This window comes from Thermoanaerobaculia bacterium (assembly GCA_035717485.1).
Classification (GTDB): Bacteria; Acidobacteriota; Thermoanaerobaculia; order UBA5066; family DATFVB01; genus DATFVB01.
Map to the genome: position 1 here is coordinate 1 of DASTIQ010000100.1, position 23,424 is coordinate 23,424.

Annotated in this window: 30 protein-coding genes; 17 read left to right on the forward strand and 13 right to left on the reverse strand. The window is 69.2% G+C overall.

Annotated elements, in window-relative coordinates; all coding sequences use genetic code 11:
* A partial coding sequence (locus tag VFS34_05320; GenBank protein ID HET9793863.1) for a hypothetical protein occupies window positions 1–415 on the reverse strand: 415 nt, incomplete at its 3' end.
* A 69-nt stretch (window positions 416–484) separates the two neighbouring features.
* Window positions 485–856, reverse strand: a complete 372-nt coding sequence (locus tag VFS34_05325) for a nuclear transport factor 2 family protein (GenBank protein ID HET9793864.1) — start codon at window positions 854–856, stop codon at window positions 485–487.
* Between the two features lie 118 nt (window positions 857–974).
* Between VFS34_05325 and VFS34_05330 the strand changes: the two genes are divergently transcribed.
* Window positions 975–1,403 carry an archease gene (locus VFS34_05330; protein HET9793865.1) on the forward strand — a complete coding sequence of 143 codons (429 nt, stop codon included), beginning with the start codon at window positions 975–977 and terminating at the stop codon, window positions 1,401–1,403.
* Window positions 1,404–1,418: 15 nt separating this feature from the next.
* Entirely contained in the window at window positions 1,419–2,870 is a 1,452-nt protein-coding gene (locus VFS34_05335) for an RtcB family protein (GenBank protein ID HET9793866.1), read from the forward strand.
* Between the two features lie 57 nt (window positions 2,871–2,927).
* Here VFS34_05335 and VFS34_05340 read toward each other — a convergent pair whose 3' ends face one another.
* A complete protein-coding gene (locus VFS34_05340; GenBank protein HET9793867.1) occupies window positions 2,928–3,137 on the reverse strand; it encodes a hypothetical protein in 210 nt (69 codons plus the stop codon).
* Window positions 3,138–3,293: 156 nt separating this feature from the next.
* On the opposite strand from VFS34_05340, the gene VFS34_05345 reads away from it, so the two are divergent.
* Together VFS34_05345 and VFS34_05350 are read left to right on the forward strand one after the other, a co-directional pair.
* Entirely contained in the window at window positions 3,294–3,446 is a 153-nt protein-coding gene (locus VFS34_05345; GenBank protein HET9793868.1) for a hypothetical protein, read from the forward strand.
* 296 nt (window positions 3,447–3,742) lie between these two features.
* Entirely contained in the window at window positions 3,743–3,940 is a 198-nt protein-coding gene (locus VFS34_05350) for a PspC domain-containing protein (protein HET9793869.1), read from the forward strand.
* Between the two features lie 49 nt (window positions 3,941–3,989).
* Here VFS34_05350 and VFS34_05355 read toward each other — a convergent pair whose 3' ends face one another.
* On the reverse strand, window positions 3,990–4,487 hold the full coding sequence (locus VFS34_05355) for a CBS domain-containing protein (GenBank protein HET9793870.1): 498 nt from the start codon (window positions 4,485–4,487) through the stop codon (window positions 3,990–3,992).
* A 200-nt stretch (window positions 4,488–4,687) separates the two neighbouring features.
* Between VFS34_05355 and VFS34_05360 the strand changes: the two genes are divergently transcribed.
* The 7 genes from VFS34_05360 (at window position 4,688) to VFS34_05390 (ending at window position 11,142) form a co-directional block, all read left to right on the forward strand.
* Window positions 4,688–5,125 carry an OsmC family protein gene (locus VFS34_05360; protein HET9793871.1) on the forward strand — a complete coding sequence of 146 codons (438 nt, stop codon included), beginning with the start codon at window positions 4,688–4,690 and terminating at the stop codon, window positions 5,123–5,125.
* A 70-nt stretch (window positions 5,126–5,195) separates the two neighbouring features.
* A complete protein-coding gene (locus tag VFS34_05365) occupies window positions 5,196–5,522 on the forward strand; it encodes a hypothetical protein (protein ID HET9793872.1) in 327 nt (108 codons plus the stop codon).
* Window positions 5,523–5,524: 2 nt separating this feature from the next.
* Complete coding sequence (locus VFS34_05370; protein ID HET9793873.1) at window positions 5,525–6,463, forward strand: hypothetical protein; 939 nt, start codon at window positions 5,525–5,527, stop codon at window positions 6,461–6,463.
* 503 nt (window positions 6,464–6,966) lie between these two features.
* The gene (locus tag VFS34_05375) at window positions 6,967–7,434 is read left to right on the forward strand and encodes a multiheme c-type cytochrome (GenBank protein ID HET9793874.1); all 468 of its coding nucleotides are present in this window, start codon (window positions 6,967–6,969) and stop codon (window positions 7,432–7,434) included.
* The gene (locus VFS34_05380; protein HET9793875.1) at window positions 7,431–8,195 is read left to right on the forward strand and encodes a 4Fe-4S dicluster domain-containing protein; all 765 of its coding nucleotides are present in this window, start codon (window positions 7,431–7,433) and stop codon (window positions 8,193–8,195) included. The genes VFS34_05375 and VFS34_05380 overlap by 4 nt, the downstream gene beginning before the upstream one ends.
* A gap of 9 nt (window positions 8,196–8,204) precedes the next feature.
* Window positions 8,205–9,401 carry an NrfD/PsrC family molybdoenzyme membrane anchor subunit gene (gene nrfD, locus VFS34_05385; protein ID HET9793876.1) on the forward strand — a complete coding sequence of 399 codons (1,197 nt, stop codon included), beginning with the start codon at window positions 8,205–8,207 and terminating at the stop codon, window positions 9,399–9,401.
* Between the two features lie 37 nt (window positions 9,402–9,438).
* Window positions 9,439–11,142: a hypothetical protein gene (locus tag VFS34_05390; protein ID HET9793877.1), complete on the forward strand. Its 1,704-nt coding sequence runs from the start codon at window positions 9,439–9,441 to the stop codon at window positions 11,140–11,142.
* A 524-nt stretch (window positions 11,143–11,666) separates the two neighbouring features.
* Here the strand turns inward: VFS34_05390 and VFS34_05395 are convergent.
* Both VFS34_05395 and VFS34_05400 read right to left on the reverse strand, forming a co-directional pair.
* Window positions 11,667–12,032 carry a cupredoxin domain-containing protein gene (locus VFS34_05395; GenBank protein ID HET9793878.1) on the reverse strand — a complete coding sequence of 122 codons (366 nt, stop codon included), beginning with the start codon at window positions 12,030–12,032 and terminating at the stop codon, window positions 11,667–11,669.
* Window positions 12,029–13,015: a metallophosphoesterase gene (locus tag VFS34_05400; GenBank protein HET9793879.1), complete on the reverse strand. Its 987-nt coding sequence runs from the start codon at window positions 13,013–13,015 to the stop codon at window positions 12,029–12,031. Before VFS34_05400 ends, VFS34_05395 begins: the two co-directional genes overlap by 4 nt.
* A 105-nt stretch (window positions 13,016–13,120) precedes the next feature.
* Between VFS34_05400 and VFS34_05405 the strand changes: the two genes are divergently transcribed.
* From VFS34_05405 to VFS34_05415, 3 genes are read left to right on the forward strand one after another with little or no spacing between them, the layout of a single operon-like run.
* A complete protein-coding gene (locus VFS34_05405) occupies window positions 13,121–13,696 on the forward strand; it encodes a sigma-70 family RNA polymerase sigma factor (protein ID HET9793880.1) in 576 nt (191 codons plus the stop codon).
* Window positions 13,696–14,427 carry an anti-sigma factor gene (locus VFS34_05410; protein ID HET9793881.1) on the forward strand — a complete coding sequence of 244 codons (732 nt, stop codon included), beginning with the start codon at window positions 13,696–13,698 and terminating at the stop codon, window positions 14,425–14,427. The genes VFS34_05405 and VFS34_05410 overlap by 1 nt, the downstream gene beginning before the upstream one ends.
* A 37-nt stretch (window positions 14,428–14,464) precedes the next feature.
* Complete coding sequence (locus VFS34_05415) at window positions 14,465–15,274, forward strand: alpha/beta hydrolase (protein ID HET9793882.1); 810 nt, start codon at window positions 14,465–14,467, stop codon at window positions 15,272–15,274.
* Window positions 15,275–15,379: 105 nt separating this feature from the next.
* On the opposite strand, the gene VFS34_05420 is transcribed toward VFS34_05415, so the two are convergent.
* Window positions 15,380–15,739 carry a metallopeptidase family protein gene (locus tag VFS34_05420; protein ID HET9793883.1) on the reverse strand — a complete coding sequence of 120 codons (360 nt, stop codon included), beginning with the start codon at window positions 15,737–15,739 and terminating at the stop codon, window positions 15,380–15,382.
* A 226-nt stretch (window positions 15,740–15,965) separates the two neighbouring features.
* Between VFS34_05420 and VFS34_05425 the strand changes: the two genes are divergently transcribed.
* Entirely contained in the window at window positions 15,966–16,331 is a 366-nt protein-coding gene (locus tag VFS34_05425) for a hypothetical protein (GenBank protein HET9793884.1), read from the forward strand.
* A 48-nt stretch (window positions 16,332–16,379) separates the two neighbouring features.
* Here the strand turns inward: VFS34_05425 and VFS34_05430 are convergent, their stop codons facing one another.
* The 6 genes from VFS34_05430 to VFS34_05455 all read right to left on the reverse strand — a co-directional run bounded on the left by VFS34_05430 (window position 16,380) and on the right by VFS34_05455 (window position 22,066).
* Entirely contained in the window at window positions 16,380–17,711 is a 1,332-nt protein-coding gene (locus VFS34_05430) for a hypothetical protein (protein ID HET9793885.1), read from the reverse strand.
* An 86-nt stretch (window positions 17,712–17,797) separates the two neighbouring features.
* The gene (locus VFS34_05435) at window positions 17,798–18,247 is read right to left on the reverse strand and encodes a hypothetical protein (GenBank protein ID HET9793886.1); all 450 of its coding nucleotides are present in this window, start codon (window positions 18,245–18,247) and stop codon (window positions 17,798–17,800) included.
* Window positions 18,248–18,312: 65 nt separating this feature from the next.
* Complete coding sequence (locus VFS34_05440) at window positions 18,313–18,714, reverse strand: hypothetical protein (protein HET9793887.1); 402 nt, start codon at window positions 18,712–18,714, stop codon at window positions 18,313–18,315.
* The gene (locus VFS34_05445; protein HET9793888.1) at window positions 18,711–19,847 is read right to left on the reverse strand and encodes a molybdopterin-dependent oxidoreductase; all 1,137 of its coding nucleotides are present in this window, start codon (window positions 19,845–19,847) and stop codon (window positions 18,711–18,713) included. Before VFS34_05445 ends, VFS34_05440 begins: the two co-directional genes overlap by 4 nt.
* Before the next feature lie 21 nt (window positions 19,848–19,868).
* Window positions 19,869–20,912 (reverse strand): AAA family ATPase, encoded by a 1,044-nt coding sequence (locus VFS34_05450; protein ID HET9793889.1) that lies wholly within the window; start codon window positions 20,910–20,912, stop codon window positions 19,869–19,871.
* Between the two features lie 218 nt (window positions 20,913–21,130).
* Window positions 21,131–22,066, reverse strand: coding sequence for a hypothetical protein (locus tag VFS34_05455; protein ID HET9793890.1), 936 nt, complete (start codon window positions 22,064–22,066; stop codon window positions 21,131–21,133).
* A 454-nt stretch (window positions 22,067–22,520) separates the two neighbouring features.
* On the opposite strand from VFS34_05455, the gene VFS34_05460 reads away from it, so the two are divergent.
* On the forward strand, window positions 22,521–22,928 hold the full coding sequence (locus VFS34_05460; protein ID HET9793891.1) for a DUF1801 domain-containing protein: 408 nt from the start codon (window positions 22,521–22,523) through the stop codon (window positions 22,926–22,928).
* 225 nt (window positions 22,929–23,153) lie between these two features.
* Window positions 23,154–23,390, forward strand: a complete 237-nt coding sequence (locus VFS34_05465) for a hypothetical protein (protein HET9793892.1) — start codon at window positions 23,154–23,156, stop codon at window positions 23,388–23,390.
* Window positions 23,391–23,424 lie beyond the last annotated feature (34 nt).

The window sequence follows — 23,424 nt, forward strand, 5'->3', positions numbered from 1 at the left end:
AGAAGCCGATCGAGATCGCGTCGGTGAAGACCGTCAGCGTGTTCTCGCCGTCGCCGTCGATCGCGAACGTCAGCCGATGCCGGACGAACGTCCACGTCCACGGCAGCTCGACGGTCGTCGAGGACGAGGCCGGAAGATCGACGGTTCCGGACGCGATCTCGGTTCCGTCGAGCGTCCATCGAAAGGGGAGCGCCGGTCGCGAAACCGCCTTCCAGTTCCGGACGTGCGCGATCCAGGCGACCGGCTGTCCGGGAGCCGGCCATCCGTCCCGGTCGGGATGCGGGCTGTCCCATACGTAATCGATCGAGGGCGTCCGGCTGATCCAGCCGACCGTGATGTCCGGATCGCGGTCCGCCCGGGCGGCGGGCGAAAAGAGGAGGAGCGCGGAAAGGAGAAACGTGAAGCGGCGCATCACCGGTCGATTCGAGATTAGAGCAGAAGGACGAGCCCCGGCCAACGCCGGCCGCAGGATTTCGACAGCGGTTCAGTCTTCGGCGATCGGCGTCCCCTGCGCGGAAGCGAGCCGCCACCTTCCGTCGGCGACCACGAACACGTGCGTGTACCGGCTCTTGGCCGAAAACGGAGCATCTCCCGCGTGTCCGGCCATCGACGTTCGGCCGGTGACGATCGCCGCCGTTCCGTGGACGCGCACGCGCGGCTCGCCGGCGTCGATCCGTTCGAAGGAGAGTCGTCCCGTGCGGATCGCGGCGAGAAACGCCTCCTTCCCGATCTCGCCGCCGCGCGCGACGTCGACCAGGAGGAAGTCCGGCGTGAGGAGGTCGTCGAGCGCGCCGAGATTGCCGGAAAGGAGCGCGGAGAAGAAACGACGATCGGCGGTGGAGGGTTCGTCGGCCATGGGGGCGAATGATAGCGCTTGCGCGCACGCTTTTCCGGCCTCCCGACCTTCGCGCGCCTGTCCGGAATGACCCGAACGCGTCATGCGGGCGATTCGGAGTTCGCGTACGCTCGGGAGCGTGCACGAGTACTTCGAGCACGGGGCGGACGTCGGAGTCCGCGGCTTCGGCCGATCCCCGTCGGAGGCCTTCGCGGGCGCCGCGGGCGGGCTGTTCCACCTGATCGACGCCGATCTCGAGCTCGTGCGTCCCGAGATCGAAGAGACCTTTACGGTGGAGGCGTCCGACCTCGAGGCGCTGCTGATCGCGTATCTCAACGAGCTGATCTCGCTCTTCGACGGACGCCGCGTCCTCTTCTCGCGGTTCCGCGTCCGCATCGACGAAGATCGGGACCGCGGAATCTTCCGCCTGCGCGGAGAAGCCGCGGGGGAGAGGTTCGACCCCGCCCGGCACGAGGGAGTGGTCGAGCCCAAAGGGGCGACGTACACCGCGACCCGGGTCGCCCGATCCGACGGGCGGTGGCTCGCCCAGTGCGTCGTGGACGTCTAGGGAAAGGGGTTCGGCATGGAATCGTCCGTCGCGGCGGCACGGGTCGGCGGATTCACCGAGGTCGAACCGAACGTCTGGGATCTCCCGGCGTCCGGTGCGATGCGGGTCCCCGGGAGGATCTACGCGAGCCGCGCGCTCGTCGAGGCGCTCGACGAGAAGGTCCGGGAGCAGGTGACGCACGTGGCGTCGCTCCCCGGCATCGTCGAGGCATCCTTCGCGATGCCGGACGCGCACTGGGGCTACGGCTTCCCGATCGGAGGAGTCGCGGCGTTCGACCCGGAACGAGGGGGCGTGATCTCGGCCGGCGGCGTCGGCTTCGACATTTCGTGCGGCGTGCGGACCTACCGGACGGGGTTGAAGGCGGCGGATCTCGGAGAGAAGCTGGAGACGGTCGCTCACGACCTCTACCGCACCGTGCCCGCCGGGATCGGCTCGCAGGGAGCCATCCGCCTCGACGACGCCGAGCTCGACCAGATGCTGCTCGGGGGCGCCCGCTGGGCGGTCGAGCGAGGATGGGGAGAGGCGGCGGACCTGCCGCGCGTCGAGGAGCGCGGGTGCGTGGCCGGCGCGAACCCCCGGGCGGTGAGCCGGCGCGCGAGGGATCGCCAGCACGGCGAAGTCGGAACGCTGGGATCCGGCAACCACTACCTGGAGCTCCAGGCGGTCGACAAGGTCTTCGACGAGGCCGCCGCCGCGGCTTACGGCGTCGAGGGCGGAGACCTCCTCGTCACGATCCACTGCGGCTCCCGGGGGCTCGGGCACCAGATCGGCACGGAGTTCATGCAGTCGCTCGCGAATGCCGGGCCCCGCTACGGCATCCTCCTTCCCGACCGCGAGCTCGCGTGCGCGCCGATCCGTTCTCCGGAGGGGGAGGAGTATCTCGGAGCGATGCGCGCGGCGATCAACGGGGCGCTCGCCAATCGGGAGGTGATCGGCTCGCTCGTGCGGAGAGTCTTCGACCGCCATTTTCCCGCGGCACGGCTGACGCTCCTCTACGACGTCTCGCACAACACCTGCAAGGCCGAGGAGCACGTCGTCGGCGGCTTTCCGCGGAAGCTCTTCGTCCACCGGAAAGGCGCGACCCGCGCGTTCGGACCGGGTCATCCGGAGCTGCCCGACGAATACAAAGCGGTCGGACAGCCGGTCCTGATCGGGGGAACGATGGGGACGTATTCGTTCATCCTCGCCGGGACCCGGGAGTCCGAGTCCCGCGCGTTCTCGTCGTCCTGCCACGGCGCGGGGCGGAAGATGAGCCGCACGCAGGCGAAGAAACTCTGGCAGGGCAAGGCGCTCATCCGCGAGCTCGGCGCCGGGGGAATCGTGATCAAGGCCCACAGCGCGGCGGGTGCCGCGGAAGAAGCCCCGGGAGCCTACAAGGACGTCGAGGAAGTCGCGGCGGTCGCGGAGGCCGTCGGGCTCTCGAAGCGCGTCGCCCGGGTCCGACCGGTCGCCTGCGTCAAGGGGTGAGCTCGCGGGGCCGGCGTCGCGCCGGAGCTTCCGCCCGGGCGGAGGGCCGAAGAGCGGCTACCGGGCGTCCGGCCAGACGACCGCGAAATCGGATCCGCAAGCGGGGCAGACCGCGTTGGCGGAGAGTTCTCCCGACTCCGTGAGAACGTCGTACTCCTGCTCGTCGACCGCGATCGCGTCGGCTTCTCCCCGCGAGGCGGCGCAGACGCGGGAGCAGTAGAGGGTCCCCTTCTTCCCGACATACCCGATCGGCAGCGTGGCTTCCATGATTCCTCCTGGACCATCGTCATCAGATCGCCGCGCGAGCGCGCGCGACAGATCCGTCTGGATCACCTCGCGTCGGATCGGGGCCCCGAGCGCGCCGACGGGAAGTTGGCACGCGGCCTGCTTTGTCTCTCATCGTCGTCCGAAGGAGGTACAACGATGAAGGTCTCGAAGAACGTTCCGCGCCCGATCTGTGCCTGCGGGAATCCGCGATGCCCGTTGCCGAAGTTCCAGGCCATCCTGAAATTCGGCCGACGTCTTTCGACCGCCGCGGTTCCGCGTCCCGCTTCGTCGACGCTTTCCGCCGCCTGATTCTCGAGTCCGAAGGCGTATTCGTGGTGGTTGGCCGTCAACGGCGTGCCGCCGCCGTCTTCGCCGCCCGCGTTCCCGCCGGAAACGTACAGGAGCCGGTGGCCCCTCGACCTGCATGTCCTCCTCCCGGCTGCTCGAACGGGTCATCGCACCCGCGGCGATCGTGATCCTGGCTTTTGGCAAGGCGAGCGCCACGGGGTTCCGGGGGATGCCGGTGCCGGGCGAACATCGGGCCGCGCGGAGGATCCGAGAACCGCGGGCCGCGATTTCCGTAATACCGGGTGGGGAGGCGAGCCATGGCGCTTCGACGGTCGCGGACCGACAAGATGATCGCGGGAGTCTGCGGCGGAATCGCGAAATCCGCGGGCTGGGACCCGACGGCGGTTCGAGTCGGCTACGTTCTGCTCTCGATCCTTTCGGTGGGGTTTCCCGGGATCCTGGCGTACGTCATTTTGTGGGCGGTCATGCCGAAGGAGCCGTTGGGTTCTCTCTGACGCCGTCCGGCCGAGATCCCGTCACGACCGTTCCTGACGATCGGGGTGACTATCCTGTTTTTCTCAGGACCTCCGCGGATTCGTCGTCCACGAACAGCCTCAGCATGTCGAAGCTCGTCACGATCCCGGCGATCGATTCCCCCTCGCGAACGATCACGCGGTGGATGTGGTCCTGGAGCATCAGGCGCGCGATGTGCGACACCGGCATGTCGCGTCCGACCGAGATCACGATCGGCGTCATGATGTCGCCGACCGTCAGCGCTTCCTCTTCGACCCGCAGTCCGCGGATCGTGTCGATCGAGAAGCGGTTTTCGAACGCGCGCCGGTAATAGGCGGAAGGCTCGCCGTCGTCCTTCCGACCGGCCCGGTCGACGCTCACGACGTCGGTCTCCGACACGACGCCGACCGGCCGGCCATGTGCGTCGACGACGGGCGCTCCGGAGATCTCGTGCTCCGTGAGGAACAGCGCGAGATCCCGGACGAGCATGTCCTGCCCGACGGTGAGGACGTCGGGATTCATGATGTCCTCGGCGAGCCAGGGTGTCATGCGGGTTTCTCCTCCGGTCCATCTTGTGCCGGCACCGGCCGCGCGGCTTGATGCAATCGCACCACGGCTCGGCGCGGTCGGCGCGGCGAGCCGGAAGACTTCGACTCCGCCGCCTCCTGCGGCAAGGGAGGCGGCCGTCTGATGCAGACGCTTCATGACGCGGGACCGCCGCGCCGCCACCATGGTTCCGGGAGGCTCCGATGATCGAGGTCAGCTTTCCGGGAGGTCTGGCGGTAGAGGGACGGGTCGACGGTTTCGTCGTGCCGACCGATCAGCCGGCGTCTTCCGGAGGCGGGGGAACCGCTCCCTCGCCGTTCGATCTCTTTCTCGTCTCGATCGCGGCGTGCGCCGGCTACTACGCGCTCCGGTTCTGCCAGGAGCGGGGTCTTTCGACCCGAGGGCTGCGCGCGGCGCTGGAGACCGAGCGGGACGACGCGCACAACAAGGTCGCGAGGGTCCGAATCGCGATCGACCTGCCGGAAGGTTTTCCGGAGAAATACCGCGCGGCCCTGCTTCGCTCCGTCAACCAGTGCAGCGTGAAGCGCCACCTCGAAGAGCCTCCCCTCTTCGAGATTTCGAGCCGGACGGCGGCCGGTCCGACCGCGGCGGAGCACGAGCTGACGCTGTCGGCCGTCTGAAACCGGCCCCCTCTCCGGGAAATTTCGCCGCGCCCCCTCCTGTTGGGAGAAGATCCCGGAAGGAGGACGCATGAGAACCGCCGCCATCCTCGTTGGTCTCCTGCTCGCCGCGTCCGCGGCCCGCGCGGGAGAGATCTACGGAACGCTGAGCGAACAGGGCAAGCCCGCCGGCGCCGGAGCGACGCTGCGCCTGGCCTGCGGCGATGCCGCGGCCGAGACGAAGACGGACGCGTACGGCTCGTACTCGCTGAAGGTGAACGCGACGGGGAAATGCGTCCTGTCGGTTTCCTCGGCCGCCGGAAGTCCGTCCATGCCGGTCACGGTCTACGAGAAATCCGCCCGTTACGACCTCGTCCTGGAGCGCTCCGGCGGCAAGGCCACGCTGTCCCGGAAATAGCCGTGCCCGAACCTCGCGTCCGCGACCCGTGGGACAAGGCGGAGATCGTCCTGAAGCCCCTCGGCGGGCTGCTGACCGCCCTCGCGGTCGCGATCGTCGGATTCTGGACGTCGAGCTACCTTCGGGACAGGGAATCCAAGGAGGCGGCGCTCCGCGAGCGGATGCAGACGATCGACACGAACGCCCGCCTCTATTCGGAACTCATCAGCAAGCGGGAAGAGTCCGAGAGCGCGCTCCGCAAGGACATGTTCAAGTCGATCATCGATTCTTTCCTGCGGACCGGTTCGTCGAGCCTCGAAGACCAGGTGCTGAATCTCGAGCTCCTCGTCTACAACTTCCACGAGTCGCTGAATCTCAAACCTCTCTTTCTCCACGTGCAGCGCGAGGTGATGGAGACCGGGGATCGGGGCGACTGGATGGCCCGGCTCAACCGCGTCGCCGGAGAGATCACGAAGAAGCAGATGCTCGTCCTCGAAGAGGGCGGCCAGAGATTCGACGCGACGCTCGACACGCGGAAGCTCGAGTTCGCCGGGCCGGGAGACACGACGGCCGGGTTCGTGGCGCAGGACCTCGCCGCCGAAGGGATCCGCCGGAATTTCCGCCTCGAAGCGCTGACGGCGGACCCGAAGACGCAGGAGGTGGACCTGCGGCTGACGATCCGGACTCCCGGAGCGGGGGACGGGATCGAGACGACGGCCACCGAGTTCTGGGTCGGATATTTCGATTTTCCGATGATCGACAACACCCGCCTTTCGCGGGACCAGCGGTGCGCCGTCGTTCTCAACAACTTCGACGCGAAGCAGGGGACGGCCGACCTGACGCTCGTGTATTTCCCGGGGAAGTACGCCGGCCTTCGGGAGAAGCCGTATTACGACGAAGTCGTCGCCCGCCTGCTGGCGGCCAACCGACCGCCGTCGGCGGCTCCCGCTCCCGCGAAGTGAACGCGGCCTGAGCCCCGGTCTCTTCAAGAAACTCCGACGAGACGTCGGCGGCTGAGGTGAAGCGCGTCCGGAGCCCCGATCCCGAAGGAGCTGAATTTCCGGGGATCGATCTTCGCGTGACCCTACAACGTGGGCCGGCATGGCCGCCCGATCGTCCGGATGCGCCGTTCGATCGATTCCGGGCACCTGACGAACGCGGCGGCGCGCGCGAAGACCTTGGGCACCGCGTCCGCGAGCGCGGCCCGCGGCGACGACGGCGAGCGGATCGACGGGAAGGAGAAGAGGAGCGCGCCTCGTCCGGGAAAAGACGAGTCTCCACGTTCCTCGGTGGGCCCCGGCACAGTGGCGAAAAGGAAGGCGGACGCGAAAACGGCGCGGCTGAACGCGACGATCCCGCGGAATCGTCACGGCGCGCCGCGGGTGCGCGCGTTCGAGCGAAATGATGCGTTTGCACCTGTGTCGCTGCCGGACGCGCCCCTAGATTCAGCGCAGGAAAACGGACGATGCGAAAACTCTTTCGAGACGGCAGCCATCTCCTTCGGGTCGCGGCGCTCTTCGCGGCCGGAATTGCCGCGTTTTTCGTTCTGCGCGGGATCCTGGTGCCCTCCGACTTCGGTCGCTACGGCCACTACCGCGCGGGCGCGCTCGCGGACAACGCGAAACGGGCCGTCCACTTCGGCGGGAAGACGGCGTGCCTCGATTGTCACAGCGACGTCGCCGACGCGCAGAAGGGGAGCCGACACGCGAACGTGCGCTGCGAGGCGTGCCACGGACCGCTCGCCAAGCACGCGGACGATCCGGGGGTCCAGCCGGCGAAGCTCGCGCCCGAGCGCCTCTGCCTGACGTGCCATCGCGCGATCGTGGGACGGCCGGCGAAGTTCCCCCAGATCGACCCCGAGGAACACGCCGGAGGGGTCGAGTGCACGTCCTGCCACCGTCCCCATCATCCCGAGCAGGAGGGAAAGTCATGACGGTCGACCGCCGGGCGTTCTTCGCCACCGCCGGAAAGTACCTGATCGTCACGGCGGCGACGGCGAAGGTCATCGAGACGTTCCTCGCGGGCGCGACGCCCGAGCCCGCCGCCTACGCGGCCGCCGACCACTGGTGGGCGATGGTGCTCGACATCGAGAAGTGCATCGGGTGCGGAAACTGCGTCCGCGCGTGCAAGGCCGAGAACGACGTGCCTCTCGAGGCGGAGTACTTCCGGACCTGGGTCGAGCGGTACCACGTCCGCGGCGAAGACATGGAGCATCCGGACGTCGATTCCCCCAACGGCGGATACGACGGATTCCCGGACAAGTATCCGAAGGGCGACGGCGCCCGGACCTTCTTCGTGCCCAAGCTCTGCAACCACTGCGCGCATTCGCCGTGCGTCCAGGTGTGCCCGGTGGGAGCGACCTTCGTGTCGCCGGACGGCGTCGTCCTCGTCGACAAGTCGTACTGCCTCGGCTGCCGCTACTGCGTGCAGGCGTGCCCCTACGGATGCCGCTTCATCGATCCGCGCACCCACACGGTCGACAAGTGCAATCTCTGCTATCACCGGATCACGAAGGGACTCCTCCCCGCGTGCGTCGAGAACTGCCCGACGGGATCGCGGATGATCGGAGACCTCCGGAACCCGAACGACCCGATCCACGCGTTCCTGCGCGAGCACAAGGTCCAGGTCCTCAAACCGCAGATGGCGACCGGCTCGAAGGCCTTCTACAACGGGCTCGACGGTTCGGTGCGATAGGAGACGACGATGGACGCGCAGACTCTTCTCCATGCCGTCGAGGGGTTCATGTACCCGAACGAGGTGGATCTCCAGTGGAGCATCCTCATCGTCCTGTATCCGTTCATCACGGGGCTCGTCGCGGGCGCCTTCATTCTCGCGTCGCTCGAGAGGGTGTTCAACGTCGCGGCGGTGAAGCCGACCTACCGGCTCGCGCTCCTGACGGCCCTCGCGTTCCTCCTCGTCGCCCCGCTGCCGCTCCAGCTGCACCTCGGCCACCCGGAGCGGTCGATCGAGATGTACCTCACGCCGCACACGTCGTCGGCGATGGCGATGTTCGGCTTCGTCTATCTCTGGTATCTGATGGCGGTGCTCGTCCTCGAGATCTGGCTCGACTACCGCAGGGACATCGTCCTCACGGCCCGCGAGAGCACCGGATGGAAGCGCACGCTGTATCGCGTCCTCGCCCTCGGGTCCGACAACATCTCTCCGGAATCGCTCGAGATCGACGACAAGGTCGGGCGGTTCCTGACGATCATCGGAATCCCTTCGGCGTTCCTCCTGCACGGGTACGTCGGCTTCATCTTCGGATCCGTGAAGGCGAACCCCTGGTGGTCGACGCCCCTGATGCCGGTCGTCTTCCTGTTCTCCGCGATCGTCTCGGGGATCGCGCTCGTGATGCTGATGTACATGGCGATCAGCTTCATGAAGGGACGCGTGATCGACATGCCTTGCGTCGACACGATCGCCCGCTACTTCTTCTACGCGTTCCTGATCGACTTCTCCCTCGAGATGCTCGACCTGATCCACCGCATCTACGAGGCGGACGAGTCGTTCAAGAGCCTCGATTTCATGGTCCACACCCGCCTCTACGTCTCGCAGGTCGTCATGCAGATCGGGCTGGGCACGCTCGTGCCGCTCGCGATGCTCGCGCTGACGCAGCTCGTCCGCCTGTCGGAGCCGGCGCGGAAGACGTTCTACGCGATCGCCGGAATGCTCACGCTCGTCGGCATCTTCGCGATGCGGTGGAACGTCGTGATCGGCGGCCAGCTCTTCTCGAAGAGCTTCCTCGGTTACACGACCTACAAGATGGCCTTCGCGACGCGAGAGGGGCTCCTCCCGGCGATCGCGCTGCTGCTCCTTCCGTTCGCCATCCTCTTCGTGCTCCTCATCGTCCTCCCTCCCTGGCCCGAGGAGAAGGAAACCGCGACGTCGGAAGCCGCCTGAGGCGGCCTCGTCCGGCGGGCCCCGGGGGTGACCGCCGATGACCGAAAGATTCGGAGAGATCGAGCGGCGGCTCGACGCGCTGGAGAAAAGGATCCGGCGGATGGAAGAGCGGCTCCCGGCCGAGACGGCCGCGGCGTTTCCCGAGAGCGAGGCGGTCCCGCACCCCGCCGCGGAAACTTCGACGTTCGCGTCCGGAAGCCTGCTCGCGCTTCTCGGCCGGACCGTCCTCGCGCTCGGCGGCGGCTTCCTCATCCGCGCGCTCACGGAGAGCGGCGCGTTGTCGACGGGACTCGGCGTCGCGCTCGGGCTCGCGTACGGCGCGGGATGGCTCCTCCTGGCGCTCCGCGGCGCCGCGGCGGCCGGGCTCTTCGACGGGCTCTCCGGGATCGGAATCGCGTTTCCCCTGATCTGGGAGGCCACGACGCGGCTCAAGGTTTTCGGTCCGCGCGCGTCGATCGGGGCGGCGGCGGCGGTCTCCGCGATCGCCCTCGCGGCGGCCGCCCGGCAGGCGGGCCCGGCGCTCGCCTGGGTCGCGACGGCCGCGTCGGCTCTCCTCTTCGCCGCGCTCGCGCCGGCGGCGGGGAGGATCGATCTCGCGGCGGCGGCGCTCGTCGCTCTCGCGGCCGCGACCGGGGCGCTCGCGTATGCGCGCCGGTGGCCCGGCCCCCGATGGATCGCCGCCATCGCGGCGGATCTCGCCGTTCCGTCGCTCGCCGCCGTCGTGGCGCGGGAGGGGGGGCTGCCCGGAGCGTACCGCGGCACGTCGCCGGCGATCGCCCTCGCCGTCGCGCTCCTGCTCCCTCTCTCGACGCTCGCGCTGGTCGGCGTGCGAACGGTGTCGCGGCGGCGATCGGCGACCGTGTTCGAGTTCCTCCAATCCGCGACGGCTCTGGCCGCGGGGTTCGGCGGAGCTCTGGCGATCGCGCGTTCGGGAGTCGGGGGCGAACCCGTGATCGCCGCCGCCGCGCTGGCGTCCTCCGCCGCCTTCTACGTGGTCGCGTTCCGGTTCTTCTCCCCCGCGCGCGGGCTCGACGCCAACTTCCATCTTTCGGCGTCGCTCGGCCTGCTGATGGCCGTCTTCGGGGGGGCCGTCGCGCTTCGGCCGTTCCCGCGCGCGATCCTCTGGGGAGCGGCGGCCTCGGCGCTCGCGGCCGCGCTGGGGCGGCCCCGCCGGGAGACCGCGGCCGGTCATTGCGCCGTCTATCTGATGGCCGCCGCTTTCTGCGGCCTCTTCGGCGCGATCGTCGCCGCGTTCCTGCGCGTGCCCGAAGGGGCGGGTCTGGAATTCCGCGCGGCCGCATGGGCGGGCCTCGCTTCGGCCGCCTTCGTCGCGGGGCTCGCATTCGCCGGCCCGGCGCGCGCCGATCCGGCTCGCCGCGCTGTCCGACTCCTCGCCGCCGCGGTCGCGGCGGGGGGCACCGGGGCGGCCGTCGTGTCCCTCCTTGCAGGCCTGACGCTGTCGGGGGCCGCCTCGCGCGGGCTTTCCACGGTCCGGATGGCCGTGCTCGCGGGGAGCGTCGTGCTGCTCGCCGCGCTCGCGCGCGGCCGGGCGCGGGATCTCCGGTACCTCGTCTACGCGGCGATCGGGATCGGGGCGGTGAAACTCGTCGTGGACGACCTTCCGAACGGCACGCCGGCCGGCCGGTTCGCGGCATTCGTGCTCTACGGGGGCGCGCTTCTCATCGCGCCCTCGCTGCTCCGGGCCGCGGATCGGCCGAAGAAATCCCTCCAGCCGGAATGACGGAAACCGTCTGTTTTCAATAGATTCAAGGAACGAATCTTGCTCCTCGGAAGGGTGGGGCAATGGGGCCCCGCGTATTCACCGGGCTCGCCCGGTAAGGAGCGCAGAATGGCCGACAGGAAATCGTATTCGGACCCGAGCCGCGGAACCGGTTCCCCCGAGTCCGGGACTTCGGGCGACCGTTCGCACGATCGAGACCGTGAGAAAAATCTCGGCTCTCGTCACGGCGGCGACTCTTCTTCCCAGGGAACCGGCTCGTCCGGCCGATCTTCGGATCCCGGAGAGAGCGGTTCCTCGGACATGGATCGGAAGCGCTGATCGCGCGGACTCCGATACCGCCGTTATGCGAAGGGCCGGAGCAATCCGGCCCTTCTGTTGACGGGCGCGGCGATGCATCGAACCGGATGCCTCCGCTTTCGCGCGCTCCGGCGCGATGGACGGAACAACGGCGACCCGGAGTCCATGAAGACGGTCGGGAGATCGCGGCGAAAGCTTCGCCAAGGCGAAGCCGGGCGCGACGGGCCTCATTCCACGACGACGGCGATTTTCATGTTCCCGTGCCCCGAGCCGCAGAAACGGTCGCAGATGACGACGAAGGTTCCCGTCTCGCGGGGCGTGATCGTCACGTCGCGGGCCGCCCCCGGCTCGAACTCGGCGTCGATGCCGAGCGGCCGGGAGAAGAGTCCGTGGCGGACGTCGAGCGTCCGGAGGCGGAGGGTGACGGTCTCTCCCTTCCGGAGCCGAATCGCCGCCGGCGTGAATTCGAATCGCCGGGCGGTGACTTCGACGACCCGGGGAGCGGGAGCGTCCGCCGATGCGCGGCGAACCGACGCGGAAGCCAGGAGCGCCGCCGTCACGGCGGTGCACGAAACGAATCGGGCGATGCTCATGCGAATGACCCTCCTTTGAGAAGCTGCTGAATCCCCGCGGTTCCGGAAAACTCCGCCGCGGAGAGCTCGACGTCGTCGATCGAGAGCGCCCCCGGAGCGCCCGGCGCCGCGATCCGGCGGATTCCGAGGTTCGCGAACGGGCGCTCCTTCCGGAACGGAAGAGGCTTCTTCTCGGCGCCCGACTCCGGATCGGGAAACGCGAAGACCAGGGAGCGCGCGGCGTGGTGATCCGCGCGGCCGATCCGTCGGTGGTCGGCGCGGTGGATGTGCCCGTACAGCACGGTGACGTTCTCGAACCGCGCCAGGAGGTTCATCACCGCGTCGCCGTCGTCGGTGAACCACTCCCATTCCGGCTTCAGGTCGAAGAGGGGACGATGGGTGAAGACGACGATCGGCGCGGACGGGCCGAAGCGGGAGAGGTCCCTCTCGAGCCAGGCGAGCTGCTCCTTCCCGATCTCCGGTTTCCCTCTCGACACGTTGTCGAGACCGACGAAGTGGACCCCTCGGTGATCGAAGGAGTACGACGTCGGCCCGAGCGACTCCCGGAAGAGGGCGCCTCCGTCGAGCGCCGCGTCGTGCTCCCCCGGGACGCAGTGGATCGCCTGGACGGAGAGCTTCCCCGCGATTTCCCGGAACCGCTTCAGGCGGGCCGCGTGTTCCCGGCGGTCCTCCGTGTCGTGCGTCAGGTCGCCCGTGAACAGGATGAGCTCCGGCGGCTCCGGGAGCGCGTTGATCGTTTCGACCGCCCGCTCGAACGCGCGCGTGCCGAGGGGATCGGGCGGGCCCTCGAAGCCGACGTGCGTGTCCGAGAGCTGGACGAAGGAGAAGGGGCGGAGCGGCTCTCCGTTGGCCTCCCGGAGCGCCCGCGAAAGTCCGGCGCCCTCCCGGCCCGCCCCGAGGAGCGGGGCGACGCGGTAGAGCGCCCCGGCGCCGATGGAAATGCCCGCGATCTTCAGGAACGAACGGCGATCGGTGTTCCTCATCCGGTTTCCCTCCGCGCATCAGACCGGCTTCGGCGGCGGTGTATTCCGTTCCGGCGGCGACGGAATAAAAGACTTCGGAGAGCGGTCTGGACGGCGGAGGGCCGGGTGTCGGCGATTACAATCTCGCTCGCCGGAAACGAGCCGAAGAGCAGAACGCGCGTGGACGACAGCGACGACGCATCCCGTTTCGACGAGGCGGTCCTGCCGCACGTGCCGTCGGGCTACAACCTCGCCCGCTGGCTGACGAAAAACGACGACGACGCGCGCGACGTCGTGCAGGAGGCCGCGCTCCGCGCCTGGCGCTTCTTCGGGGGATTCCGGGGAGAGAACGGCCGGGCGTGGTTCCTCACGATCGTGCGGAGGACCGCGGTCACGTGGCTGTCGCGCGCGGCGCCCGAGCGCCACGCCGAGCCCTTCGACGAGGAAATCCATCCCGCCGCGGAAGAAGCTCCCGATCCGGAGCGGCTCGCGATCGGCGCCGCGTCGGCGGAACGGGTGCGAGGCGCTCTCGAGCGGCTTCCGCCCGCCCTTCGGGAAGTCGTCGTCCTGCGGGAGCAGGAGGGGCTCTCCTACAAGGAGATCGCGTCCGTCGCGGAAATCCCGATCGGCACCGTCATGTCGCGGCTCTCCCGCGCGCGGGAGCGTCTCGTGCGCGATCTCTCGGAACCGGAGGAACGCTGATGCCCTGCTCCGAAGGTCCGGCCACGCTCGGCGCCTGGCTCGACGGCGAGCTCGAGGCCGATCGACGCGCCGAGTTCGCCGCGCATCTCGCGACGTGCGAGACGTGCGCCGCCCGGCAACGGGTCTACGGACGGCTCGGCGCCGCCCTCCGCGATCCCGCGCTCGTTCACGTCGCTCCCGGGGGGCTCGTCCGGAGCGTCGCATTCTCCCGGCGGCGGACGCCTCGGCGATCCGCCGTCGGGCGATGGGCGTTCCCGCTCGCCGCGGGACTCCTCCTCGGCGTCGCGGTCGCCGGCTACCGGGAGAGATCGGTCCGCGCCGACGCGCTCGCCGCGGAGCTCGCGGGGAGCCACGTGCGAGCGCTCCAGGCCGAAAAGCTGACGGACGTGCCGTCGAGCGACCGCCATACCGTCAAGCCGTGGTTCGCGGGCAAGCTCGACTTCTCGCCGCCCGTTCCGGATCTCTCCGTCGAGGGATTTCCGATCGTCGGCGGAAGGCTCGACGCGGTCGCGGGTCGGCCGGCCGCGGCGCTCGTCTATTCCCGCCGCCGCCACGTCATCGACGTGTACGTCCGGCCCGCGGAAGGGGCGCCGAAGGCGATTTCCCGCGACTGGAACGGTTTTCACTTCGCCGGCTGGAGGGAGGGGGATCTGGCGTTCTGGGCGGTCTCCGACCTCGATCGGCGCGAGCTCGACCGGTTCGTCACCCTCTTTCGCTCCCGGGCGAGTTGATTCCGCCCCCCGTGGGCGTACCATTCGCGTCAGAAGCATGCCGAAAGTCGCGGTCGATGGCGCCGATCTCGCCTACGAGATCACCGGGAGCGGGCCGCCGGTCGTCCTCGTCCACGGATCGAGCGTCGATCGAACGACGTGGGACCAGGTCGTGCCGGAGCTCTCGCCGTCGTTCCGCGTGCTCACGTACGACCGGCGCGGACACGGCCAGAGCGTTCCCACCGGATCCGGGGCCGGCATCGACATGGACGTGTCGGATCTCGCCGGTCTCCTCGGCGCGACCGGGTTCGCGCCGTGCCACGTCGTCGGGAGCTCGTTCGGGGCGCTCATCGCTCTGAGGCTCACGGCGCGCGAGCCCCGGCTCGTCCGATCCCTCGCCGTGCACGAGCCGCCGCTGATCTTCTATCTCGTGGAGGACCTGGAACAGCTGCCGGTGCTCGAGGAGCTCCTTCGGATCGGCGGCGAGATCCTCGAGCAGGTCGAGCGGGGAGACGTTCCCGGCGGCGCGCGCCGATTCGTCGACGAGCTCGCCCTCGGCTCGGGAGGATGGAAGTCTCTCTCCGAAGAGCAGAGGGAAGTCTTCATCGCGAACATCCGCTGCTGGCTCGGTGAGCGCGCCCAGCCGGCCGCGTACGATCTCGACCGCCGGGCGCTCTCCCGGTTCGAAGGACCCGTGCTGATCTCCGAGGGCGGACGGAGTCCGAAGCACCTGAAGCGGATCACCGAAAAGATCCACGCCGACGCTCTGCCGCAGGCGCGATACGAGCTCGTCGACGCGTGGGGACACGCGCCGCAGCTGACGCATCCCAAGGAGTACGCCGCGCTGCTGCTCGATTTTCTGCGGTAGCCTTCGCGTCCGGCCGCGCCTCGGCGGCGTGCGTTCTCGTCGCGAGTGCCGATGCGGGGATCCGATTCGCTCGGAATCGACACGGCGCCGAACACGCAAAGACGACTAAGGAAGGTCTTTGTCCGACAGCCCGAAGAAATGCCCTACCTCGTGCACGACCGTGTCCTTCACCTGGCGGACGACGTCGCGGCGAGACCGGCTCGCGGCGAGGATCGGCTCGCGGAAGAGGATGATCGTGTCCGGGAGCGCCGCGAAATTCGAATCCCGAAGCGTCAGCGGCGTTCCGTGATACAGGCCGAGGAGCGTCCGCCCGCGGCCGACTCCCAGGCCCTCCAGCTGCTGCCGCGTCGGGCGGGCCTCGATCGTGACGAGAGTATTGACGAGATGCGACTGGAACTCGTCCGGGATCTCGTCGAGAGCTTCCGCGACGAGTTCCTCGAACTCCGACGGAGAGACGTCTACCATGGCCGGATTATCGTCGTAACCGACGTGGCGGATCGGACCGCGTTTCTGCCGCGGCAACCGTCACGCGCCGCGCGACGCGTCCGCGTGGCCCGCGCGTGTCGCCGGCTCCGAGGGCCCTTCTCGCACCCGCCTCGCGAGTTCCGTCGTCGCGCCGAACACGATGCGCGACGCCCGCGCGCGAGGTTCTGCCGCCGTGTCGGGCACGCGAAATGCAGGCCGTGGTCGCATGCGGCGAGCGGCATGGATCGTCGAGCTGGTGGCGGCTTCGGCCGCAACCCTCGCGTTCGCTCAGGTCAAGCCTCCCGACGCTCCGCCGTTCAAACCGCCGGCCGACATCCAGCGCCCGAAGACACCGGACGAGCCTCCCGGAACGCCCGAAAAGACGACGGGCACCGTCCAGTCGTACGAGCCCGAAAGATCTCTCGTCCTGACGACCGCCGACGGCTCCCGCTCGTTCGATCTTGCCAAGGCACGGATCGCTGGCGACACCGACTTCGCTGTGGGCGATCAGGTCACCGTCATCAAGACGGTGGACTCCCGGGGTCAGACCACCCTGACGATCGCCCGGGAAGCTCCTCCCCCCGCGGAGTAGAGGCCGCGGATCCTTCGGGGCTTCCGCGACGGAACGGGTCCGCGCCCGCTACCGTTTGCAGACGTAGGCGTCGCCGACGACGTTCTTCTTCGACCTCTGCCTGACCAGCAGCGTGTCGCCCCCCGACTCCACGACTTTCAGGCGGGCGAGCTCCATCGCGTCCTCGTAGAGGAAATTGTGTCCGCCGATCTCGTAGACGCCGGACTTGACGTCTCCGGTCGTCACTTCTCCGAGAAGCGAGCAGCGGTCGACGACGGCGGCCGCGTTCGTCTCGATCCGAAGCTTGTTCGCGGCCTTTCTCACCGCGTTCGGGGTTCCGGGCATCGGCCCTCGGGAGACGATCGGGGGACCGACGTGCCTTTCCGGTGCCGCGGCCGGTGATTCGGCCGGAGCCGGCGCCGCGGACGGAGTCGGCGGCGGCGGAGGAACCGCGGACACGGGCGGAGCGGAGACCGCGGGCGAGGGGGCTTCTGCCGGAGGCGGCGGCTCGGGAACCGGAGCCGCCGGCGGAGGAACGACCGCCGGCGGGGCCGAAGGCGGTGGAGGAACCGCGGCGGGCGGAGCGGGGGACGGCGCCGGAGCCGGCGCACTCGGCGGAACGGCGCTCGGAGGGGGCGTCACCGGGGGAGGAGCGGCGGTCGCGGGCGCAGGCGCTTGCGGAGCGGGCGGCGGAACCGGCCTCGCGGGCGGGGGCGGCGCAGGGCTCGGCGGAGGCGCGGAAACCGGCGACGGCGGCGGAGCGGATGCCGTGAGCGACGGCGGAGGCGCGATCGGAACGGGCGCATGCGTGGGCGGCTCCGGCGAATGAGCCGGCGGAGGAGGGGGCGGCACGGGCGGTCCGGGAGGCACCCGCTCCGGCGCGGGGACGGGCACCGTCTCGAGGGGCGGGCGCTTCCTGGTCGGCGGCGGCGCGACCGGAACGGAAGGTTGAAAAGCGGGGGCGGGCGGCGCGGCGCCGACGGCCGGCGCGGACTGGTAGAGCGTGTCCGCCTCCCCGAGCGCGGCGTCCACCTGCTTGACCTCCGCGATGAAGTGTTCCCGGGATTTCTCGGTGAGAAACCGGTTTCGCGCGTCGTCGTAGGTGCGAGCCGCGATTTCGTAGAGCGTGACGATGCGCTGCTCGGTCGGCGACTCGGTCGCCCCGTCGAGGCGGGTCACTTCGTGCTCGAGCTTGTGGCGCAGGTCCGCGACCTGCGAGATCGTCGCGTTGGGGTCGGCGAGTGCCTGCTGAAAAGCCTTACCGGCGTCGTGGAGCGACTCGAGCTTTCCCCGATTGACCGCCGCGGGTGCCGCCGCGGGCGGGGGAACCGGGGTCGGCGCCTGGGCGAGCGCCGCCGCCGCTCCGGCGGTGAAGAGGAGAGCGCCAGCAACGATCTTCACGCGGACCTCCTTCCGAGACCGCGATTATCGCATTCAAGGAGCGGTCGCCCGCTTTCTGAAGAATCCCGGGTGTTGCCGGGCCGGACTCAGCGAACGGCGGAGATCGTGACGTTACGCCGGCCCTGCGAGTCGTGCGACTCGACCAGGCGGACCCGGTTTCCGATCGCGATGCCCGGTTCCGCGTCGACCGTCGTGTCCTTCCCGGTGAGATCCACCCGGTGGTGGTCGCTCTCTCCCGTGAGGACCTCGATCGAGCGTCCCGCCGTATACGAAACGACGGTTCCGACGTACGTGTTGACGTCGGTCTTTCCGGACCCGGCCGCTCCCGAGGCGGTGGTCTGGGTTTCCTTCACGAGCGTCGAGCCGACCTGCGTCGATTCGGTCTTCGTGACCCGTCGGCCGCCCGGAACGGTTTCCGTGGACTGGGATTTGACTTCGAGCTTCGGCGTTGTTTCCTTGCGGCAGCCCGCCACGAGCCCGGCGGCGGCGAGGAGAAGAACGGTTCCGGAGCCGGTGAATCGGCGGTGTTCGTGCATGGCCCCTCCGTTCCGTGTCGATAGCACGGGACGTGCCATCCCGCCCGGGAACGGGGATCCGCGCGTCAGTGCGCGGCGCGCGATGCCGACAGGGGCGCGACCTCGACGGGAACGAACGCGTCGTTGGCGGGGCCGAAATGCGCCGAGAGGTAACCGATCAGCGCCGCCTTCTCCTCCGGGCTTATCTCGGCGCCCCAGCGCATCATCTTTTCGACTTCCGCCGTCCACTGCTTGTCCGTGAGCCGCTGCTGGCGGGGCATGTCGGCCGAGTGGCACTGGAGACAGGCCTTGTCCGCGACGGCCTTCCCCTCGCCGGCGGGAAACTCCGAGAGCTGCGTTCCGAGGATCGGGAGAGCGGCCGCGGAAACCCGGGGTCGGGGCGGCGGCGCGACGGCGTGGCGCGGAGCGCCGTGAGCGGCCCCGGCGATCGCCGTTCCCAGCGCGGCGGCGAGGAGTCGCCGGATCATGCGCTCACCGGGACGGTGACGGAGTGCCAGCCGTTCTGGAGGTACCCGCTCGGATTCCACGCGCCCTCCTTCGGTTGAACCGCCCCGCGCGCGTCGGTCGCCCGGCACAGGAGCGAAGCGTCGCCCGGCCTCGACGGAGTCCAGCGAAACGTCCAGAGCCGCCAGGCGAACGGATCGTGGCGCGATTCGAGTGCGGCGGTCTTCCACGATCCTCCCGCGTCGTCGCTCACCTCGACGCGCGCGACGTCCGGCGCGCCGGAGAACGCGAACCCTCCCAGCTCGACGGGCCGGCCGACGCGCGCTCCCGAAGGAACCCGAGTGAAGTTCGACTTGACGAAGAGCTCGGTGACCGGAACGGTGTCCTCCGGCTTCACCGGCGCTCCGGGGGCGCCGGGAGACTTCGGATACCGGTACGCGGTGTCCATGTAGAAGCCGGTCTGCGCGAGAGGCTGCGGAGAGAGCCGGCCGAGCCATTTCATCCAGTGATCTCCGGCCCATCCGGGCACGACGAGCCGCGCCGGCGCGCCGTGCGGATGCGCGAGGGGCTCGCCGTTCATCTCGTACGCGACGATCCCGTCGGCGGCGAGCTTTTCGATTTCGACGCTGCGGTGGAACGGGGGGACTTTTCCGGGCGGAACGTCCGCGCCGAACGTGTGGACGTGCCGGGCGGCCGGGCGGACTCCGGCGCGGTCGAGCAGGTCGCGCACGCGCACTCCCGTCCAGCGGGCGTTCCCGACGGCGCCGTACTTCCACTGCACGCCGGGAACCGGAGGGGACTGGAGGCCGCGGCCGTTGCCGGCGCACTGGAGGACGCAGGTCGCCGAGGCCGCGGGCATCGCCCGGAGTTCCGCGAGCGTGAGCCGCAGGGGCCGGTCGACCTCGCCGTCGACGGCGAGCGACCACGTCGCGGGATCGACCGTCACGGGATTCCAGTGATGGCGCACGAAGAAGAGATCGTTCGGCGTGATGTAGTCGGTCAGGAGCTCGAGGGGAGTCTCGGCGTCGGTCGGGTAACCGTTGCGCTGCAGCAGCCGCCGGGGCGACGCGAAAGCCGCCGCGACCGCGCCGGGAAGAACGGAACCGGCGGCGGCGAGCGCCAGGAATCGGCGGCGATCCAATCCCTCGGGGTTCATCGGGTTTCTCCCGCGCGGACTCTACCGGAAGAGGTGCAGGGCCGCCACCGCCCAGCCCGCGGCGGCCGCGGCGCCGAGCGCCAGCGCGAGGAGCAGGGCCGTCGCGCGCCGGCCTCCGGCGGTGCCCCGGCCCATCGCGCTGCGGAGCTCGCCGAGCGCCTGCTCGATCGCGTCGATCCGTCCCGGAGACGACGATGCTCCCGATGCGCCGTCGACGAAAACCGACTGGCGCATCGTGTTCTTCGCGGCGACGACCGCCTCCATCCCGGCCACGAAATGCCTCTGCGCGATCGCCTTGGCGCGGTCGCGTCCCTTTTCCGCCGCGGCCGCCTGAGCGGCCTTGAGCACCGCGTTCTGGATGTCTCCGCCCGACACTTCCCAGCGCTCGGCGAGCGCGCGAAAGTCGACGTCCGCCGCGAGCGGCGTCTTCTGGGGGTGGATCTGGGCCCGCCAGATCTTCTCCCGCTCGGCGGCCCTGGGCAGCTCGAACAGGATGTGCGTGCGCACGCGGCGCTCGAACGCGGGATCGAAGTTCGCCGCGAGATTCGTGGCGAAGATCACGACGCCGGGGTAATGCTCGAGCTCCGACAGCAGCACGTTGACCGTGAGGTTCGCCTCGCGCTCGTAGCCCTGCGACAGGTTCGCGAACCGGCGCGCGGCGATCGAATCGGCCTCGTCGAAGAAGAGAACGGCATCGTGTTCCCGCGCCTGGCGGAACGCGGAGACGACGTTCTTCCCGCTCTCGCCGACGAACGCGCTCTCCATCTCGCTGTATCGAACCTTCAGCAGCCGGCGGCCGATCGCGTGCGCCACGGCCTCCGCGCAGATCGTCTTTCCGGTCCCGGGCGGCCCCGCGAAGTGGAAGGCGAGCGCGATGCCGGTCGAGTGCCGTTCTCCGAGCCCCCACTCGTCGAAGATCAGGTGGCGCTTGTCGATCTGGACGAGCGCTTCCTCGAGAGCGCGGCGCGTGCTCTCCGGAAGGATCACGTCGTCGAACGTGCGGCGCGGCAGCACGAGATCGACGACGTCGCGTCGAGGCGCGAACGAGAGGAAGGGCTTGATCATTACGGGAGATTAGAGCAATTCGGGGGCCAGCGGGGCCGGTAATCGGGGGACACGAGTCGCGAGTCACCGAGTCGCAAGTCGCAAGTCGCAAGTCGCGAGTCACCGAGTCGCGGGTCGAGATTCACGGGTGGGACGGGACGTCGCCCCGGGGGGTCCAGACAATACACGAATCGTGTTCCGGGGCCGGCGGACGTCCCGCCGGCCCCTCCGCGCGACGGTCAGAGCGACCGGATGTGGATCGAGCCGCCGCTCGTGTCGAGACGAAGCGAGGGGCCGCCTCCGTTCAGGGTTCCATGGAGAGACTCGCGGGAGTAGGCGCCGTGCGTCATGAGCGGAAGATCGCTCTCGACGCGCTCGGCGTGCGCGTCGATCTCGAGGTGCACCGACGGATCGAGCGAGACGGTGATCCCTCCGCCGGAGCTCTCGATCCGGCCGCCGAGGCCGTTTCCCTTCGCGAACGCGACCTCGACTCCGCCCCCCGACGTGTCGGCCTCGACCCGCCCGCCCGCGTCGAAGATGCGGATCGGACCGCCGGAGCTGTGCGCCTTGAGGTCGCCGGTGACGCTGTCGATCCGCACCGAGCCTCCGCTGGTTTCCGCATCGAGCGATCCCCGGATGCGCCCCGCTTCGATCGATCCGCCGGAGGTCCGTACCCGGGCCTTGCCGGCGACGTCGTGCACGTGGACGGAGCCGCCCGAGGTGTCCCCGTCGAGGTCCGCCGAAAGGTCGTCGACCGTGAGGCTCCCCCCGGAAGTGCGGAGCTTGGCGGGGCGTTTCAGCGCCGACAGACGGATCGAACCGCCGGCGGTGTGGATGTCGACGGCGGTGTCGGAGGGAACTTCCACGCTCACGTCGACGCGTCCGTGGAACCCGTCGAACCACGAGTGATGCCGGTACTTGGCGGTGACCGACGCCTCTCCCGGCTTTTCGTCGAAGTCGAATCGCAGGACCTCCTCGAGGTCGCTCCGGCTCGAGTCGAAGACGACGTGAGCTCCCGACCCGGCCTTTCCCCGGACGACGACGGCGCCCACGTCGGAATCGAGCCGGAACGTGCCGCCGGGTTCGAGCTTGAGCGTCCGTTCGACGCGGGAAGCGGCGGAAACCGTTGATGCGGCGGCAAGAACCAGGACGGGGAAGAGAAAGCGAGGCTTCATCGTGACCCCCTCTGTTCCCTCTGACGCAGGGAGCAGCGAAAAGTTTCCGGGATTTTGCCGGCGCGATGTCCCGGGCCTCGCCGTTCACCGATGACGAGAACGGTGAGACGGGTGCCACGCCGCGACGAACTCGAGCCTTCGGCGGGGGACTCACGGCGCCGCCCCGGGGGCAGGGCTCGATCTTGGAGAACGCACGTCATCGCGTCTGCCAACGGATTAACGGATACCGCGAATCGCGCCGCGGCCCTGGCGGCCGGTCTAAAATGATCTCAGGGCCCGAACCTCTCGTTGCGGCGGCCTCGCCGCCGAATCACCCTCGTTCGGGAACCGAGGAGAATCGTCGCGGGTGTTTGCAAGGCCTTGAATGGGATTGGGGGGTACGGGATCGGGCGACCGCGCCCGTGATCGTCGTCGAGTCCTCGTGGGCCACGGGGAAAGGAACGAGAAAAACACCATGACGACGAGCGAGTCTCGAAAAGGAAAGTCTCCATCCCGGCTGATCGACGAGAGGATCGAGGAGCTGGGCGACTGGCGGGGCAGGATGCTCTCCCGGCTCCGCGACCTGATCAGGCAAGCCGACCCCCAGGTGGTCGAGGAGTGGAAGTGGCGCGGCGTTCCGGTGTGGTCTCACGACGGATTGATCTGCACCGGCGAGACGTACAAGGGCGTCGTGAAGATGACCTTTGCCAGGGGGGCGGCCCTCGAGGACCCATCCGGCCTCTTCAATGCCAGCCTCGACGGCAACACCCGGCGCGCCATCGACATTCGCGAGGGAGAGAAGATCGACGAGAAGGCATTGAAGGCTCTCGTTCGCGCGGCGGTGGCGCTCAACGCCTCCCGCGCCCATGGCCGATCGAGGTGAAGGCAACCATTTTCGATCTGCGGCGACGAGCAGATTCGCGGACCCGCGGGAGACGAGGGGGAGTCGCCCGAGCCGGCCGTCGGGCCTTCCTCCCGGCACTGGCCGCCGGAGTCCCTCGGCGGCGATCGTCATCACGCGGAACATCTCGTGGGCGCGGGCGGGGCGCCGGGTGCGGGCCGCCGAATTCCCGCCATCCGGCGGCGAAATCCAGAGGGAGGTGATCTCATGCTGGCTTCGCTCAACCTTCATGTCCTCACGGTTCTGGCCACGACCAGTCTCGTGGTCGGCGCGGTGATATTCGTTCCGACGTGGCGCATTCTCACGAAGACCGGCTACTCGGGATGGTATGCCCTCGTCTTTCTCTTGCCGATTTTCAACGTCCTGGGGTTGTGGATGTTCGCTTTTGCCGAGTGGCCGATCGAGCGAAAGTCGGCGGCCATCGACGGCCACGGTCGCGCATGACCGGCCGGCCCCCCTCCATCTCTTCGCGGGGAAT

Coding starts and splice junctions, on each gene's coding strand:
- VFS34_05400 (HET9793879.1), bottom strand. CDS start 13,015: ATGAGGAACACCGATCGCCGTTCGTTCCTGAAGATCGCGGGCATTTCC.
- VFS34_05350 (HET9793869.1), top strand. CDS start 3,743: ATGGCGCTTCGACGGTCGCGGACCGACAAGATGATCGCGGGAGTCTGC.
- VFS34_05445 (HET9793888.1), bottom strand. CDS start 19,847: ATGAACCCCGAGGGATTGGATCGCCGCCGATTCCTGGCGCTCGCCGCC.
- VFS34_05425 (HET9793884.1), top strand. CDS start 15,966: ATGCGGCGAGCGGCATGGATCGTCGAGCTGGTGGCGGCTTCGGCCGCA.
- VFS34_05440 (HET9793887.1), bottom strand. CDS start 18,714: ATGATCCGGCGACTCCTCGCCGCCGCGCTGGGAACGGCGATCGCCGGG.
- VFS34_05365 (HET9793872.1), top strand. CDS start 5,196: ATGAGAACCGCCGCCATCCTCGTTGGTCTCCTGCTCGCCGCGTCCGCG.
- VFS34_05415 (HET9793882.1), top strand. CDS start 14,465: ATGCCGAAAGTCGCGGTCGATGGCGCCGATCTCGCCTACGAGATCACC.
- VFS34_05380 (HET9793875.1), top strand. CDS start 7,431: ATGACGGTCGACCGCCGGGCGTTCTTCGCCACCGCCGGAAAGTACCTG.
- VFS34_05360 (HET9793871.1), top strand. CDS start 4,688: ATGATCGAGGTCAGCTTTCCGGGAGGTCTGGCGGTAGAGGGACGGGTC.
- VFS34_05465 (HET9793892.1), top strand. CDS start 23,154: ATGCTGGCTTCGCTCAACCTTCATGTCCTCACGGTTCTGGCCACGACC.
- VFS34_05345 (HET9793868.1), top strand. CDS start 3,294: ATGAAGGTCTCGAAGAACGTTCCGCGCCCGATCTGTGCCTGCGGGAAT.
- nrfD (HET9793876.1), top strand. CDS start 8,205: ATGGACGCGCAGACTCTTCTCCATGCCGTCGAGGGGTTCATGTACCCG.
- VFS34_05460 (HET9793891.1), top strand. CDS start 22,521: ATGACGACGAGCGAGTCTCGAAAAGGAAAGTCTCCATCCCGGCTGATC.
- VFS34_05395 (HET9793878.1), bottom strand. CDS start 12,032: ATGAGCATCGCCCGATTCGTTTCGTGCACCGCCGTGACGGCGGCGCTC.
- VFS34_05335 (HET9793866.1), top strand. CDS start 1,419: ATGGAATCGTCCGTCGCGGCGGCACGGGTCGGCGGATTCACCGAGGTC.
- VFS34_05325 (HET9793864.1), bottom strand. CDS start 856: ATGGCCGACGAACCCTCCACCGCCGATCGTCGTTTCTTCTCCGCGCTC.
- VFS34_05435 (HET9793886.1), bottom strand. CDS start 18,247: ATGCACGAACACCGCCGATTCACCGGCTCCGGAACCGTTCTTCTCCTC.
- VFS34_05410 (HET9793881.1), top strand. CDS start 13,696: ATGCCCTGCTCCGAAGGTCCGGCCACGCTCGGCGCCTGGCTCGACGGC.
- VFS34_05450 (HET9793889.1), bottom strand. CDS start 20,912: ATGATCAAGCCCTTCCTCTCGTTCGCGCCTCGACGCGACGTCGTCGAT.
- VFS34_05340 (HET9793867.1), bottom strand. CDS start 3,137: ATGGAAGCCACGCTGCCGATCGGGTATGTCGGGAAGAAGGGGACCCTC.
- VFS34_05455 (HET9793890.1), bottom strand. CDS start 22,066: ATGAAGCCTCGCTTTCTCTTCCCCGTCCTGGTTCTTGCCGCCGCATCA.
- VFS34_05375 (HET9793874.1), top strand. CDS start 6,967: ATGCGAAAACTCTTTCGAGACGGCAGCCATCTCCTTCGGGTCGCGGCG.
- VFS34_05420 (HET9793883.1), bottom strand. CDS start 15,739: ATGGTAGACGTCTCTCCGTCGGAGTTCGAGGAACTCGTCGCGGAAGCT.
- VFS34_05390 (HET9793877.1), top strand. CDS start 9,439: ATGACCGAAAGATTCGGAGAGATCGAGCGGCGGCTCGACGCGCTGGAG.
- VFS34_05355 (HET9793870.1), bottom strand. CDS start 4,487: ATGACACCCTGGCTCGCCGAGGACATCATGAATCCCGACGTCCTCACC.